Origin of the sequence: Chryseobacterium sp. MYb7, from assembly GCF_002979455.1 — a bacterium.
In the GTDB taxonomy this organism is placed as follows: Bacteria; Bacteroidota; Bacteroidia; order Flavobacteriales; family Weeksellaceae; genus Chryseobacterium.
In genome coordinates this window covers 173,885-189,013 of the sequence record NZ_PCOU01000004.1, presented here as the reverse complement: position 1 = coordinate 189,013, position 15,129 = coordinate 173,885, and the positions used below count along the sequence as shown (strand labels likewise).

The window sequence follows — 15,129 nt, the reverse complement described above, 5'->3', positions numbered from 1 at the left end:
TTTTATTTTTTTAAGGTTTGTGTTTATTTTTATTGAATTAGTAAAGGGCTTTCCAGTTGCTTCCATTACAGCCTTCATGTACTTTAGTGGTTGTATTATATCGGATTGCCCCTTCTTCAGCAGCTGTACATGCTGCATTAGCCCCTGAAGCAATTCCTTTCATCTGGATCGCTGCACCTGTAGATGTAGCTGCGGTAGGAGCCATATTAATTCCTAATATGGTATCTGTTCCGTTATTTTTATTAAAGAAAACATGTTCTTTGTTAGCATAAACCATTTGTCCCGCAGCTGCCTGCCCGGAAAATCCTATTGCAAAAGCCTCTGTTCCTGTAGCTGTATTGGCAGAACCTACGGCAATATTGTTCAATGAGGTTGTATTTCCGCTTCCGATGGCTATCCCACCACTGTTATTGTGGTTATTCCCAACAGTAAGCCCAGTAAGTCCTGTTACCGTATTAACATTCCCGAAAACCAGATTATTAGCACCCGTAGCGCTGTTGTTATTTCCTATTACTTTAGCACCATTATTAGCCGTATTATTTAATCCAATAGCTACAGCCGGAAAGTTCCCCTGCGCAGAAACCGTATTGTCTTTTCCCAAAGCAACGTTTGAGGAGGTACTGTTGGTAAGGGTATTATTGGAACCCCAAGTAAATGAAGCGAAAGAACCCGTAGCAGAATTAGCATTTCCTCCCTGTAAAGTTCCATTAATGTCTAACACTCCTTTTACGTTTTTCTGAGTAGCCAGAACTAAATTCTGGCCATCATTAGTCCCCAGATAATTTCCCGTTCCTATATCTGTTCCCAGCGTTGCTGCTGTTGCTGTTGTTCCTCCATTTCCTACAGTTCGCCAACTTCCGCTTAAGTTTCCCCATTTGGTACCATCAAAATAATAGTATCCTGGTGAGACAACATCCACAGTTTGTCCTGTAGGTGCAGTTTCAGCCGCTGTAACATATACTATTGCTCCGGTTTGAGCTGCTGTATAGTTTTTGGCTTTCAATTGTACTCCCGTAAGTCTTGGAGCAATCACACCGTCAAGTTTACTTGTATTAGAAGGTGATCCTACGACATCAAGTGTTGCTTGCGCCTGTGATGTATTAATCCCTACCTGAGCGGATGTGGTCAAACTAAATGATAAAAGAGCGATGGTTAATAATTTGTTTTTCATTTCTGTTGATGTTTGCTGTTTTTATGTATATGTGTTTTTTTTAAAGGGCAATTCTCAGGCATTCTCATTTAAATAATAAATGAAATAACAGATTGTACTGTAAGAAATCGTTAAAGTTTTGAGATATGATTATGAAATAAATGAATGGCTGAGTTTATCAGGAATTTTGATTATAAACTTAAAACCATCAACCAGTTTAATGGAATTGGTATAGAAATTTCTAACCTCTTCAAATACCAGGAAAGTATTTTCTTTACAGCTCAGAAATAAATAGTTCTTTTCATTCCTTATCGCAACATATTTTATATTTCCAGGGAAGGATATCTGAGTGTCATTTTGGTGAAAGAACGGGTTTTTATACTGAGAGTCGTTATAAAAGAATAAATGGGTCTCATTTTGACCAGCAGGTTCTTTATTTACAGCAACCAAGTCATTGTTCCCAGCTTTAGCATACAAATGAGTAGAAACATCAGCTAAGCATCTTTGCAGATGATTATTAATATCTGTACAATAGGACAACTCAGGTTTCGTCATCGTTACAGATATAAACTTAGCGTTTAGTTTCCCTACAGCTGCCAAAAGTAATATAAGTGTAATCTTGTGGCCGTAGGAAAGAAAGTAATTTCTATCCAATTATGTTGTGTTTTTTTCGATACAAATATAATATTTTTTTAACCAAAACAACACTTTGTTAATAAAAATTTACACAAAATAATAAAACATGGGAAAACTAATAAAATATTATGTTAATTTTTGTCAAATAATCAATGATAATAAAATTATACAAACTGTAAATCAATAATATTGAAATACAATTACTAAATAATACACACATTTACAAAGACTTACATACAAAAAAAAGCCCGGGCAAATGCCCGGGCTTCTATATTTATAATAAAATTGAAATTATTTCAATTCTACTTCAGCACCAGCTTCTTCTAATTGCTTCTTAAGAGCTTCAGCTTCGTCTTTAGAAACACCTTGCTTAATTGCAGCAGGAGCTCCGTCTACGATATCTTTAGCTTCTTTAAGACCAGCACCAGTTAAATCTTTTACTAATTTAACGATAGCTAATTTAGAAGCACCTGCAGACTTAAGAATTACATCGAATTCAGTCTTTTCTTCAGCAGCTTCACCTGCTCCACCTGCAGCAACAACTACAGCAGCAGCAGCTGGCTCAATTCCGTACTCATCCTTAAGGATAGCAGCTAATTCGTTTACGTCTTTTACAGTTAGGTTTACTAGCGTTTCAGCTAAATTTTTTAAATCTGACATTGTTGTAATGTTTTTGTTGATTATTTATTTAATTTTTTGAGTGTAATTATTCAGCAGCTGGCGTTTCGTCAGTGCTTTCTGCAGCTGGAGCTTCAGCAGCAGGAGTTTCTTCTACCGCAGGAGCAGCTTCTTCAGCTTGAGCTTCTACAGTTTCAGATTTGTTTTGAAGAGCAGAAACAACTCTTTGAATTGGAGACTGAAGTAATCCGATGATTTCACCGATCATTTCTTCTCTAGACTTGATATTTACTAAAGTATCAAGGTTGTTGTCACCAACATAGAAAGTTTCTTGTACAAAAGCAGACTTCAAAGCCGGCTTCTCTTCTTTCTTTCTAAAGTCTTTGATTAATTTTGCAGGAGCGTTAGCTGTCTCAGCAATCATTAAAGCAGAGTTTCCTTTGAAGGTTTCAAACATCTCAGAGTAGTCTACTCCTTCGATTTGCTCCATTGCTTTTTGCAAAAGTGTATTTTTCACCACTTTCACTTTGATATTTTGTTTGAAAGCCTGTCTTCTGAAATCTGAAGATTTAGCAGCGTTCAAACCATCTAGATCTGCTACGTATACTACTTTTGCATCCTGAAGCAAGTCTTTGATCTCTTGTATTGCTACAACTTTTTGGTCTTTTGTCATTGTCTTAGGATTAAATATTAGTTAACAGATTTAGTATCAATTGCAATACCTGGGCTCATTGTAGAAGACAAATAGATGCTCTTCACATAAGTTCCTTTAGCAGCAGTTGGTTTCATTTTGATCAATGTCTGGATAAGCTCCTGAGCATTTTCTTTGATCTTAGCAGCATCGAAAGATACTTTACCAATACCAGCATGGATAATACCATACTTATCTACTTTGAAATCAATTTTACCTGCTTTAACTTCAGTTACTGCTTTACCAATTTCCATTGTTACAGTTCCTGATTTAGGGTTTGGCATTAAACCTCTTGGACCTAATACTCTACCTAATGGACCTAATTTACCCATTACAGCTGGCATAGTAACGATAACGTCAACGTCTGTCCAACCTTCTTTGATTTTTTGTAAATATTCGTCAAGACCTACATAATCAGCACCAGCAGCTTTAGCTTCTGCTTCTTTATCTGGAGTTACAAGAGCTAATACTTTAACATCTTTACCAGTACCGTGAGGAAGAGATACAACACCTCTTACCATTTGGTTTGCTTTTCTAGGGTCTACACCTAATCTTACAGCGATATCTACTGAAGCATCAAACTTTGTAGTGTTCACTTCTTTTACAAGAGCTGAACCTTCTTCAAGGTTATAGATTCTTCCTTTTTCTACTTTGCTTAAAGCTTCCTTTTGCTTTTTAGTTAGTTTTGCCATTTCTTTAAGTTTTAAGCGTTAGTTGGTTTAGTTCCTGTTACTCTTAATCCCATAGATCTAGCAGTACCTGCAACCATAGAAAGAGCAGAGTCCATTGTGAAACAGTTAAGATCCGCCATTTTATCTTCAGCGATTTTCTTTACTTGTTCCCAAGTTACAGAACCTACTTTGTTTCTGTTTGGTTCACCAGAACCTCCCTTGATCTTAGCTGCATCCATTAACTGAATTGCTGCAGGTGGAGTTTTAATAATGAATTCAAAAGATTTGTCTTCATATACTGTAATTACTACAGGTAAAACTTGCCCTGGCTTATCTTGGGTTCTTCCGTTAAATTGCTTACAAAACTCCATGATGTTCACACCTGCAGAACCCAATGCTGGACCTACTGGTGGAGAAGGGTTAGCTGCGCCACCTTTCACCTGAAGCTTTACCATTTTAAAGACTTTCTTAGCCATTGTTTGTTTTTTAAATTTGAATAATTAATGAGTTTGGAAGCATTTATTATTCAGTAGGTTATGCACTCACATAACAATAAACCTACTTTTTGGACTGCAAAAGTATAAAATATTTTTGAAATAGCAAACGGAAATTGCTGATTTTTAAAAAGTTTAAGAAAAAAAATTTAAGGAACCTTCAACTCATTTTCCGAATCCTCCTCCAGGAAAACAAAAACGACTATTTATAGTAAATAGTCGTTTAATATATTTATTAAAGTAGAAACTTATTAAAATCCTGAAGGCTTACTAATCGTCTGAGTAGAACCATCTGTTCCTCCAAGGTTAGCATTGATATCACTGATATTTTGTTTTTCAATCAATCTTCTATATGCCATCAGATAAAGATCAACAGTAAAATTATTATAATTTCTTGGTGGTGGATTAGAAGTTGTTGCAATAATTCTACTATCTGTAAATCTTGCTTTAATATGCCAAGTTCCGTTATTTTTGAAGGCAACAACCTCCGGAGACCCTTGTTTATTATCATTCACACCATTGTCACCATAATCAAGCATTACATTGGTAGTTCCGTCATTCAGTTTGAATGAATAGTTGTGAAGTATAACCAGAAAATTGTTTGCATCAATTTTGGTGTCATAATCTGCAATTCCTGCACCAGATACACCGGTAAGGGTAAGCTTAATGTAATTAAATAATCCACTGCTTTCTAAAGCCGGATCGTATAGCTGCAGTCCATTCTGTGAAGTCGCCAAGAAGCTACCTCCTGTCATAGTAGGCTCTCCCGGATTTCTCAGATATAAAGAATTCGTATAGGTCTTTCCGTTGACGTCTAGTGTTTCCGCAGGGTTTGTTGTATTTATCCCTACTTTTCCTATCTGGGCATTTAAAAATATCCCAAGGCACATGATTATTGTGATATAAATTTTCCTTTTCATATTTGTTTATTGAAGCCCAAGAGGCGTGTTAGTTGATACTCCTGAATAGCCTGGTGAAGCGGACGCAGAAACAGAACCATTGAAAGTTCCCCAGTCTTTAACTAATGATCTTTCAAAGACATTCAAAGTAAGTGTCCATGTTCCGTTTTGTGAAGAAACAGTTCCGGCTCCTTTAAAAGCCAGGTTAATGGCATGGTAATTCTTTCCTCCACTGGTTACCTGCGTAACCTCAGTTGCATACGAACCAAACGATTTAGGAGTTGTTGTCATATTTGCCGCTGACACCGCTCCTGTAAAAACAGCACCTGTAATTGCCACTACATATTTATTAACCTCTAATCCTGTATTGAGATTCACTACTTCATCCTGTCTCACATTAGTCAATACAACATTATACATATTTACAGGGGCTACATTACGGAGCGATATATCCAACAGCTTAACCTTACCTACCGGTGAAGTATCTTTAGAACGGGTAAGCAGAAGATAGTTTCCGCTTGCTTTTGTATTTTCGGTATCTATTAAATAGGATTGTACCAATGTCTCTCCTTCTACATCAAGAGTACCTTTAGGTGTTTTAGTATTAATTCCTACTTGTGCATTTATGCTTAAAGCAGCAAAAGCAGTAAAGAGTATTGTAATAATTTTTTTCATAATGTATTTTATTGAATTAACGGAGCCGCTGCTGCGCCTGTAGTTGAAGCATTAAGGTTCTGAGTAGGACTAAAATCTTTGGCATATGATCTATCAAACACCAATAAGTTTAGTGTCCAGACACCAGTAGGAAAAGAGTTATCAGGTGCGAATCCCTGGTAATCGGCTTTAAGCTTCCATGTTCCTCCTGATGAATAAGCAAAAATCTGAGGCATTGGAGTAAGCCAGTCTGCAGAAAAAGTTCTTGTAGGCTGCGTAAATCCAAAAGAAGAGATCACCACCAAAAACTTGTTAGAATTGATCAAGGTGTCAAATTGATTGACCCAATCCTTATCTGAAGGGTCACAGGTAATTTTGAACTGAATAAGATTAATGGGTGCCGGTGAATTGGGTACAAAAGAATCATTGTACGCTGTAATTTTGTTTTCCGGAGCAGGAGATTTGATAATGAAAGTGTAATTCTCATCCGCTTTCAGTTTTTCCATGGGTTGTTTGAAAACAATTCCTGATGTCTTCATTGTACCGTTCACGGTAAGTTCTTTTTCAGGCGCGGTAGTGTTTATACCAACCTGAGCACTTGTGAGCATAGATGTACCCACCAAAATGATCATCGAAATAATTTTTGTCATTGGGGTTGTGTTTATTTAAAGCTTGTGTTTTGAATACTAATTCAGATTTTATATTTTTTAATTAAAAAATATAAGACTACTATACACCTGTAAACAGTGTATGAAAAAAATATAAAAATATTTGGATTAGTTTACAGAGTGTTGCAATAAGCATGCCATCTGCAGGTGAATTAATCACGGTTCAAAGGCACTGGATGCAGAAAAACAAGTTTAATCCCAATAACGTGATAATTGAATTGAAGCAAAACTCTTTATAGAGGTATCAACAAAAAATCTACCATTTGAATAGAGTTTTAAAATTGAAACATTAAAAAAACTTGGAAAAATAATATTCTTTTACTTTCTGCAGTGAGAGACCTCTTCCATCATATTGAATATGAATAAAGAAAAAGATAAAAAATATAATATTAATAAAAAGGAAACTTTTTAAGAAAGCATTTTGATTGAATGAAATCCCGAAGCTCTCCTTATCTGGCAGAATAGCAATGACAATAATTAATAAAAGCATAGAATATATGTGATCCCAACGATACCAATCTATTCCCAAGACATACAAAGGTGCCACCCAAATAAGACTCACAACAACAAACTTAGCAAATGTATTAAACTTACTTCTGTAAAATATAAAGACGTAATATAAAAACATAGAAACTTCAAGAGCAAGTTCCAGAATGAATAAAAGATAAGAAATAACTTCTTGTTTTATGAGCCCAAACCCATCTGAAAATTTATAAAGAAAAATATTATTGTCACTAAAAACGACCCCTCTATTTTTAATAATTTCTAAGCTTTTACCACTATTGATTTCAGTTCCGAAAAAAAACAGAACACCCATTATGATAGTGGATAAACCGAAAAAAAGCATCCAAAGAGAATATTTCTTTTCTCCAGTTTTAAGAACATGTATCGCAATAAAAAAAGGAAGAAAGAAATAGAACATTTCATGAATAAACAGACTTAGGCAAAATAAGATTAAAAAAATCCTTTCTTTAAGAACAGTCATCTTACCTAAAGCAAAAAATACAGCAAGTACAAAAAGAATCATTTCTCTTTTTCCGGAGTAAGACAAATTAACGGGAAAATACATAAAGCAAAGCGGGGAACATAGTAACACCAGAATATTCCAATCCATTTTCTTCTTTAATAATAGCCTGAAATAAGCATAAAAAATAAGAGTATAAAAAATGATCTGCGTCATATAAACCTGAATAGGTAAAGATATTCTAAATTTATCCTGTATGGCAAAATACATACTTCCGGTAATCCCCCGGCGTTTAAAACCTCCATCTTCATAATTTACCAACCAGTCTGATAACGTCCATTCATGAATAGATAAAGTAGCCTTTCCGTATAATTTAAAAATTACATAAAGAAAGATTACGATTAGAAAGGAACAATATAACAAAAAGATGCTATTTTTTTTTGAAAATAATGTCATAAATTCTACCTTATTTCGTGAATGAAAAAAGACTGCTTATCAGCAGTCTCTTTTATATTTTTATAAGTAACTATTATACTTTTTCTACTTGCATGTAGCTAAGTTCCATTGGAGTTTTTCTACCAAAGATCAATACAGAAACTTCAATTTTCTTTTTGTCTTCAAGAATTTTCTCAACTGTACCATTGAATCCGTTGAAAGGTCCATCAATTACTTTAACGTTTTCACCTACTACATAAGGAATTTCAACATCGCTTGCAAATTCTGAAAGCTCATCCATTCTTCCAAGCATTCTGTTAACCTCTGATTTTCTCATTGGAACAGGATCACCTCCTTTGGTTAAACTTAAGAAAGAAATAACTCCAGGGATATTCTTGATAACGTGAGGAATCTCTCCCATTAGGTCAGCTTCAATCATCAAGTATCCAGGGTAGTAAGGTCTTTCTTTAGGAACTTTTTTACCGTTTCTAATTTGGATTACCTTTTCCATAGGAATAACCACTTGAGTAACGTACTGCTCAAACCCTAAACGTTTGATTTCTGTCTCAATATAGTTTTTCACTTTATTTTCCTGTCCGCTGATTGCTTTCAGCACATACCATTTCAATTCGCTCATTATGGGAAAATACTTAATTATTAATTGAACAAGTTGATTAGCATTCCTATTATGTTGCTGATTGCTTTTGAAAACAATTCATCAACTCCAAAGGTAAATAATGCCAGAATCACTGTCGCAATAGTCACTACAATTGTAGAAGACTGAAGGTCAGCCCATTTTGGCCATTCAACCTTATGTCTGAATTCGTTATAAGAACCTTTTAAAAAATCGACAAATGAACTCATAATTTATATTTGCACGGGCACAAGGATTCGAACCCTGATCAACGGTTTTGGAGACCGGTATCCTACCATTGGACGATGCCCGTAGTTAAAAAAAGCTCCGTAAAGAAATTCCTTACGGAAGCTTTTTTATATTTTTAAGATGATTAGTCTATGATTTCAGTAACCTGACCTGAACCAACTGTTCTACCTCCTTCTCTGATTGCAAATCTAAGACCTACGTTAAGAGCGATTGGTTGTAACAATTCTACAGTGATCTCTAAGTTATCACCAGGCATTACCATTTCTACACCTTCTGGTAAGAAGATCTCACCTGTAACGTCAGTAGTTCTTACGTAGAACTGAGGACGGTACTTGTTGTGGAATGGAGTGTGACGTCCACCTTCTTCTTTAGAAAGGATATAAACAGAAGCTTTGAATTTTTTGTGTGGCTTAACTGAATCTTTCTTAGCGATAACCATACCTCTCTTGATGTCAGTCTTTTCAATACCTCTCAACAATAGACCTACGTTATCTCCAGCTTCACCTCTATCTAGGATCTTTCTGAACATCTCAACTCCTGTAATAGTAGAAGTTAATTTTTCGTCACCCATACCTACGATATCAACTGGATCACCAGTGTTGATAACACCAGCCTCGATTCTACCAGTTGCTACAGTACCTCTACCTGTAATAGAGAATACGTCTTCGATTGGCATCAAGAATGGCTTTTCAGTATCTCTTGGTGGTTGCTCGATCCAAGTATCAACAGCATCCATCAATTCTTCAACGCTCTTGAACCACTTATCTTCTGTGTTAGCAGGAGAAGCAGTAGCTGCAGTAAGAGCTCCTAGTGCCGAACCTTGAATTACTGGAGAGTTGTCTCCGTCAAATTCGTAAGTAGACAATAAGTCTCTTAATTCCATTTCAACAAGCTCTAATAATTCTGGATCGTCTACCATGTCAACTTTGTTCATGAAAACAACGATTCTAGGTACGTTTACCTGACGGCAAAGTAGGATATGTTCTCTAGTCTGAGGCATAGGACCATCAGTTGCAGCACATACTACGATAGCTCCATCCATCTGAGCAGCACCTGTTACCATGTTCTTAACATAGTCGGCGTGACCTGGACAGTCAACGTGAGCATAGTGTCTTTTTTCAGTTTCGTATTCGATGTGAGCAGTATTGATAGTAATACCTCTTTCTTTTTCTTCTGGAGCAGAGTCAATTGCAGAGAAGTCTTTTTTCTCAGCAAGACCTTTGCTAGCTAATACAGCAGAAATAGCAGCTGTAAGAGTAGTTTTACCATGGTCAACGTGACCAATAGTACCAATGTTCAAGTGTGGTTTGTTACGATTAAACGTTTCCTTTGCCATGATTTAAAATTATTTATTTATTGTTTTTCAAATTTTCGGTGTGCAAATATAATGAATTTTTAAATACCAAAAACTTTTTATTAAAAAAACTTTCAATATTCTCATCCAATGAAGGACAAACCTTATATTTAACGTATTGAGACTGCAAATTTACACATTTTTCCGGATTGAAAAAAATCCTTAGAAATGTTTTATTAAAATTATAAACTATCTCATTAATTATGAATACAATATACAAGAAAAAAATCCTGAAAATTCTATTCGTAAATCCATTCTTATCTTTTTCTCGTAGATATAAAAACAACAACTAAAAATTAATATTATGAGAAAACTACTACACCTATTTTGGGCTCTGATAGCCATTGTAACCCTGTTTTCATGTGATAATTCAGATGAAAACATGATGTCAGAAAATATACCTCAGGGTCCGGATCTTATGGTATATGGAATAACAACTATGAATGAGCTCGTTTATTTTAATTCCAACAATCCAAAAACTTTCACTTCAAAAACAGCTGTAACAGGTATTACTTCAGGAGAAAAATTACTAAGCATAGATTTCAGACCTGCTACAGGAGAATTATACGCGTTATCCAATGCAAGCAAGTTATATATTATCAATACCTCCAATGCTTCAGCAAGAATGGTAGGTTCAACAGCATTTATCCCTTCTATAGCAGGAACAATTGCTTCTATTGATTTCAATCCAACAGTTGACAGAATCCGTTTAGTGAGTAATACCGGGCAAAATCTGCGTTTACATCCGGAAACGGGAGCTGTTGCTGCTACGGATATCAATATTAACGGAACAGTAAACCCTTCCATAACCGGATTAGCTTATACCAACAGTAAAGCAGGAGCTTCTACTACTGTGTTATATGATATTGATCCGATGCTGGGAAAATTATACAAACAGGATCCTCCCAACAATGGAACTTTAGTAGAGGTTGGAAATCTTGGAACGACTTTTACAGGACAGTGTGCTTTTGACATCAAATATGATAACAGCACTGCTCTATTATCTTTAAATGAAAAACTTCATATTCTGGATCTGAATAATGGCAAAGCAACCTATATTGGTTCCCTCCAACAGCCAATTATTGATATTGCCATCCCAACAGAACCGGTAGCTTATGCGATTGATAATTCAAATAATCTTCAAATTTTCAATCCAAACAGTCCTATGCCTGTTTCAAAAACAATAGCAGGATTACAAAGTGGTGAGAATATTTTAGGAATAGATTTCCGTCCTGCCAACGGACAATTGTATGCTTTGGGAAGCTCAAGCAGAATGTATACGATCAATTTAGGTACAGGTGCTGCTACTGCTGTGGGAGCGTCTCCATTCTCAACCTTACTTTCCGGAACTGATTTCGGATTTGACTTTAATCCCACTGTGGACAGAATAAGAGTCGTGAGTAATACAGGACAAAATCTCCGTCTCAATCCTAATGACGGAACAATTGCAGCCGTAGATCTTGCATTAAATCCGGGAAGTCCGATGATAAGCGCAGCTGCCTACACTAACAACTTTGCTGGAGCTACCTCAACTACCCTATTTGTCATTGATCATAATACAGATAAATTGTATCAGCAAAATCCTCCCAATAACGGAACTTTGGCTGAAACAGGTTCTTTAGGAATCAACATTACCAATGCTAATGGTTTTGATATTGGAAGTATGAGCCAAAAGGCTTACTTAATGGCATCAGTAGGTTCATCTACAAAAATTTACTCTATCAATACGACAACAGGAGCAGCCACTTCTGTTTCTGATTACCCAAATACCGTAAAAGCTTTTACCCTGGGATTAGGTTTTTAAACTCATCCTATTTTATTTCAATAATCGAGAAGCGCGGAAAACTTTGTTTTCCGCGCTTCTTACTAATATAAATGAAAGATAAATTAAATTTGGCTGAGCTTTTTCGTTCTGTTGAAAATCCAGAAGATAATCGGGAAAATAAGCAGAGTAAGTACTGTTGCAGTAATCAATCCTCCAATAATAACAATTGCCAGAGGTTTTTGAGATTCCGACCCGATTCCTGTAGACAAGGCTGCCGGCATCAATCCGATAGAAGCCATAAGAGCTGTCATAATTACAGGTCTGGTTCTGGATTTTACCCCGCTGAATATTGCTGTGTCTATATCCATTCCGTCTTTAACATTTTGATGAAACTCCGTGATAAGAATTACCCCATTCTGGATACAAATTCCCAGAAGGGCAATCATACCTACTCCTGCAGAAATTCCAAAATTGATTCCGGTAACATGCAAGGCGATAATTCCACCAATCAGAGCAAAGGGTACATTTGCTAATACCAGAAGAGAATCTTTCATATTTCCAAACAGAATAAACAACAGGAAGAAAATCATCAGGATACTCACCGGCACTACCTGTGCCAACCTGTGCGACGCACGCTGTTGGTTTTCAAACTGACCTGTCCATCCTACAGAATAACCGTCCGGAAGTTCAATTGTCTCCACTTTTTTCTGAGCATCGGCAATTGTACTTCCCAAATCCCGGTCACGAATGGAAAATTTAACTCCAATATATCGTTTGATATTATCTCTGTAAATAAATGCGGCTCCGTTATCTTTAACGATGGTACTTATTTCTTTTAGAGGTATCTTTGCTCCATCCTGTGTAGGCACCATCAAAGCGGCAATATCATTTTCATTGGTTCTGTATTCCTGAGAATAACGAAGGCGGATCGGGAATTTTCTTTCCCCGTCAAACATTTCTGAAGCGGTTTTTCCTCCAAAAGCCATTTCCAATACTGCTTGTGCATCCGCAGGCATTACTCCGTAAGCTGCCATTTTATCTCTATCCAAAACAACACTTACTTCCGGCTGGCCGATATTTTTAATAATTCCAGGATCTTTAACTCCTTTTACGTCTTTAATCTTTAATAAAACTTCATGAGCTAATTTGTCCAGGGTTTCCAGATTGTCACCATAGATTTTGATTCCGTTTTCGGCTTTAAAACCAGCTACCGCTTCTGCTACGTTATCCGAAATAGGTTGGGAATAATTGAAAGTAATCCCCTGATAGCTTCTTAGCTTTTTGTCAATTTCATTGATGAGTTCATCATAAGTAATTTTGCGTTTCCATTCTTCCCTTGGCTTAAGGTTTACGGCAAACTGTACGAATCCAAATCCGTTGGGATCCGTTCCGTCATTACTTCTTCCCGTTTGTGCCAAGACATCTGTCACTTCCGAGAAGCTCATAATGTCTTTCTTTAAAAGGTCTGCCGTTTTCAGAGATTCTTTTAGCGAGGAACTCATCGGCATTTCAGCAGTAATCCACAATGAACCTTCATTCAGCTGAGGAAGGAATTCTGTCCCAAGAAATTTACCTGAAAATAAAGTGACTGCCAGGAAAGAGATCGCGACAATCATACTAGTTTTTTTATGCTTAAATGTTAAATTAAAGCCTTTCAGAACGATTCTGTCCCAGAAGTTAACAAACGGGTTATTTTTTTCTCTTACGTTTTTATTTAAAAGAATATGGGAAAGAACAGGAACCAATGTTAACGTGAATATCAAAGCTCCCATTAGTGCAAACCCTAATGTAAAAGCCAAAGGAGAAAACATTTTCCCTTCCACTTTCTGAAATGAGAAGATAGGAATCAGAGAGGTGATAATAATTAATTTTGAAAAGAAGATTGCTTTTCCTAATCCGGTTCCGGTCTGTTTGATCCAGCCACCCTTTGCCAGTTTATTAAACTTCTCCATTCCGTATCGTTTCGCTTTATGGTCGAGCATAACGAAGAGGCCTTCCACCATGACGACGGCTCCGTCAATGATAATTCCAAAGTCTACCGCTCCTAATGAAAGCAGGTTGGCACTCATCCCGGCCAGTTTTAAACATAAAAAGGCAAACAGCAAGGACAGAGGGATGATGATGGAAACAATCAGGGTTGTTCTCCAGTCTGCCATAAAGATTAAAACGATTACCGTTACCAGTACAATTCCTTCAATAAGGTTATGCATTACGGTGTGGGTAGTGAAATCCATCAGATTGTCGCGGTCATAGAAAGTAACCATCTTGACATCTTTCGGAAGTACTTTCTCGTTAAGCTCTTTGATTTTAGCCTTTACTCCTATTAATACTTCTCTTGGGTTCTCTCCTTTTCTCATGACAACAATTCCTTCTACCGTATCGTCATGATGATTCAAAGCGGCCTGCCCTACTCTAGGCATAGAGCTCTCATGAACTTCTGCTACATTTTTTACCAAAACTGGGTTTCCACTGTCATTCTGAATGGTAATATTTCCGATATCTGCTACTGATTTTACGAGACCAATTCCTCTTACCACATAGGCCTGTCCATTTTTTTCAATCACATCCCCTCCTACATTCAGGTTACTTTTTGTGACAGCATCATATACCTGAAGCGGAGTCAGATTGTATTTATCTAATGCTCTTGGATCGATACTGAGTTCAAAAACTTTATCCTGTCCTCCGAAAACATTGATATCTGCAACACCAGGAACTCCTCTTAAAGCACGGTCTATCACCCAGTTTTGCAGGGTAAGCAGGGTTCGGGAATCTTTTGTTTTACTTTCCAGGGTATATCTGAAGATTTCACCGGTTGGCCCGTAGGGTGGCTGTACTTCGGGGTCTACCTCATCAGGAAGGCTAATGGTTCTTAACTGGTTATTGACCTGATTTCTGGCAAAAGTATCGTCCACCCCGTCGTCAAACAGAATTTTAACAATGGAAAGCCCAAACATGGTGGTACTCCTCACACTTGTCTTTTTCTGAACCGGGCTCATCGCCAATTCGATGGGGGTAGTGACAAAGCGTTCTACTTCTTCTGCACTACGCCCATTCCATTGAGTGATGATTACAATCTGGGTATTGGTTACATCCGGAAAAGCTTCAATAGGCATATTTTTGAAGCTTATAAAACCGGAGATGGCTAAAATCGCTACCCAGATAAAGGTAAATGCTTTATTTTTTAATGAAAAAGCGATTATATTTTTTATGAATTTATTCATGATAGATAAATTGATGACCTAAAAAA

Annotated in this window: 15 protein-coding genes and 1 tRNA gene; 1 reads left to right on the top strand and 15 read right to left on the bottom strand. The window is 36.6% G+C overall.

All coding sequences use genetic code 11. From position 1 onward, the window contains the following. Positions 1 to 37 precede the first annotated feature (37 nt). From CQ046_RS05485 to tuf, 14 genes are all read right to left on the bottom strand, one after another. A complete protein-coding gene (locus CQ046_RS05485) occupies positions 38 to 1,171 on the bottom strand; it encodes a hypothetical protein (RefSeq protein WP_123906577.1) in 1,134 nt (377 codons plus the stop codon). A 129-nt stretch (positions 1,172 to 1,300) separates the two neighbouring features. Further along, positions 1,301 to 1,804, bottom strand: a complete 504-nt coding sequence (locus CQ046_RS05480; RefSeq protein WP_123906576.1) for a hypothetical protein — start codon at positions 1,802 to 1,804, stop codon at positions 1,301 to 1,303. A 273-nt stretch (positions 1,805 to 2,077) separates the two neighbouring features. Then, the gene (rplL, locus tag CQ046_RS05475) at positions 2,078 to 2,446 is read right to left on the bottom strand and encodes a 50S ribosomal protein L7/L12 (protein WP_105701283.1); all 369 of its coding nucleotides are present in this window, start codon (positions 2,444 to 2,446) and stop codon (positions 2,078 to 2,080) included. A gap of 46 nt (positions 2,447 to 2,492) precedes the next feature. Further along, on the bottom strand, positions 2,493 to 3,077 hold the full coding sequence (gene rplJ, locus CQ046_RS05470; protein ID WP_105701282.1) for a 50S ribosomal protein L10: 585 nt from the start codon (positions 3,075 to 3,077) through the stop codon (positions 2,493 to 2,495). Between the two features lie 17 nt (positions 3,078 to 3,094). Further along, entirely contained in the window at positions 3,095 to 3,787 is a 693-nt protein-coding gene (gene rplA / locus CQ046_RS05465; RefSeq protein WP_002976422.1) for a 50S ribosomal protein L1, read from the bottom strand. Positions 3,788 to 3,798: 11 nt separating this feature from the next. After that, entirely contained in the window at positions 3,799 to 4,242 is a 444-nt protein-coding gene (gene rplK, locus CQ046_RS05460) for a 50S ribosomal protein L11 (protein WP_105701281.1), read from the bottom strand. A 269-nt stretch (positions 4,243 to 4,511) separates the two neighbouring features. After that, complete coding sequence (locus tag CQ046_RS05455) at positions 4,512 to 5,180, bottom strand: hypothetical protein (protein WP_105701280.1); 669 nt, start codon at positions 5,178 to 5,180, stop codon at positions 4,512 to 4,514. 6 nt (positions 5,181 to 5,186) lie between these two features. Further along, a complete protein-coding gene (locus tag CQ046_RS05450; RefSeq protein ID WP_105701279.1) occupies positions 5,187 to 5,834 on the bottom strand; it encodes a hypothetical protein in 648 nt (215 codons plus the stop codon). A gap of 8 nt (positions 5,835 to 5,842) precedes the next feature. After that, complete coding sequence (locus CQ046_RS05445) at positions 5,843 to 6,463, bottom strand: hypothetical protein (protein ID WP_105701278.1); 621 nt, start codon at positions 6,461 to 6,463, stop codon at positions 5,843 to 5,845. 307 nt (positions 6,464 to 6,770) lie between these two features. Continuing rightward, positions 6,771 to 7,868, bottom strand: a complete 1,098-nt coding sequence (locus tag CQ046_RS05440) for a hypothetical protein (RefSeq protein ID WP_123906575.1) — start codon at positions 7,866 to 7,868, stop codon at positions 6,771 to 6,773. Positions 7,869 to 7,974: 106 nt separating this feature from the next. Further along, positions 7,975 to 8,517, bottom strand: coding sequence for a transcription termination/antitermination protein NusG (gene nusG, locus CQ046_RS05435; RefSeq protein ID WP_002976412.1), 543 nt, complete (start codon positions 8,515 to 8,517; stop codon positions 7,975 to 7,977). Between the two features lie 20 nt (positions 8,518 to 8,537). Beyond that, complete coding sequence (secE, locus tag CQ046_RS05430; RefSeq protein ID WP_002976410.1) at positions 8,538 to 8,744, bottom strand: preprotein translocase subunit SecE; 207 nt, start codon at positions 8,742 to 8,744, stop codon at positions 8,538 to 8,540. Between the two features lie 12 nt (positions 8,745 to 8,756). Next, positions 8,757 to 8,827 (bottom strand) — tRNA-Trp (locus tag CQ046_RS05425). 60 nt (positions 8,828 to 8,887) lie between these two features. Then, positions 8,888 to 10,099, bottom strand: coding sequence for an elongation factor Tu (gene tuf, locus CQ046_RS05420; RefSeq protein WP_105701276.1), 1,212 nt, complete (start codon positions 10,097 to 10,099; stop codon positions 8,888 to 8,890). A 322-nt stretch (positions 10,100 to 10,421) separates the two neighbouring features. On the opposite strand from tuf, the gene CQ046_RS05415 reads away from it, so the two are divergent. Then, a complete protein-coding gene (locus tag CQ046_RS05415) occupies positions 10,422 to 11,921 on the top strand; it encodes a DUF4394 domain-containing protein (protein WP_105701275.1) in 1,500 nt (499 codons plus the stop codon). Between the two features lie 83 nt (positions 11,922 to 12,004). Here CQ046_RS05415 and CQ046_RS05410 read toward each other — a convergent pair whose 3' ends face one another. Beyond that, positions 12,005 to 15,103, bottom strand: coding sequence for an efflux RND transporter permease subunit (locus CQ046_RS05410; RefSeq protein ID WP_105701274.1), 3,099 nt, complete (start codon positions 15,101 to 15,103; stop codon positions 12,005 to 12,007). Positions 15,104 to 15,129: the final 26 nt, after the last annotated feature.

What these genes read in the sequence shown, in the direction of transcription:
- CQ046_RS05485 (WP_123906577.1), bottom strand. Translation starts at nt 1,171, where the DNA reads ATGAAAAACAAATTATTAACCATCGCTCTTTTATCATTTAGTTTGACC.
- rplL (WP_105701283.1), bottom strand. Translation starts at nt 2,446, where the DNA reads ATGTCAGATTTAAAAAATTTAGCTGAAACGCTAGTAAACCTAACTGTA.
- rplJ (WP_105701282.1), bottom strand. Translation starts at nt 3,077, where the DNA reads ATGACAAAAGACCAAAAAGTTGTAGCAATACAAGAGATCAAAGACTTG.
- rplA (WP_002976422.1), bottom strand. Translation starts at nt 3,787, where the DNA reads ATGGCAAAACTAACTAAAAAGCAAAAGGAAGCTTTAAGCAAAGTAGAA.
- rplK (WP_105701281.1), bottom strand. Translation starts at nt 4,242, where the DNA reads ATGGCTAAGAAAGTCTTTAAAATGGTAAAGCTTCAGGTGAAAGGTGGC.
- CQ046_RS05455 (WP_105701280.1), bottom strand. Translation starts at nt 5,180, where the DNA reads ATGAAAAGGAAAATTTATATCACAATAATCATGTGCCTTGGGATATTT.
- CQ046_RS05450 (WP_105701279.1), bottom strand. Translation starts at nt 5,834, where the DNA reads ATGAAAAAAATTATTACAATACTCTTTACTGCTTTTGCTGCTTTAAGC.
- CQ046_RS05445 (WP_105701278.1), bottom strand. Translation starts at nt 6,463, where the DNA reads ATGACAAAAATTATTTCGATGATCATTTTGGTGGGTACATCTATGCTC.
- nusG (WP_002976412.1), bottom strand. Translation starts at nt 8,517, where the DNA reads ATGAGCGAATTGAAATGGTATGTGCTGAAAGCAATCAGCGGACAGGAA.
- secE (WP_002976410.1), bottom strand. Translation starts at nt 8,744, where the DNA reads ATGAGTTCATTTGTCGATTTTTTAAAAGGTTCTTATAACGAATTCAGA.
- tuf (WP_105701276.1), bottom strand. Translation starts at nt 10,099, where the DNA reads ATGGCAAAGGAAACGTTTAATCGTAACAAACCACACTTGAACATTGGT.
- CQ046_RS05415 (WP_105701275.1), top strand. Translation starts at nt 10,422, where the DNA reads ATGAGAAAACTACTACACCTATTTTGGGCTCTGATAGCCATTGTAACC.
- CQ046_RS05410 (WP_105701274.1), bottom strand. Translation starts at nt 15,103, where the DNA reads ATGAATAAATTCATAAAAAATATAATCGCTTTTTCATTAAAAAATAAA.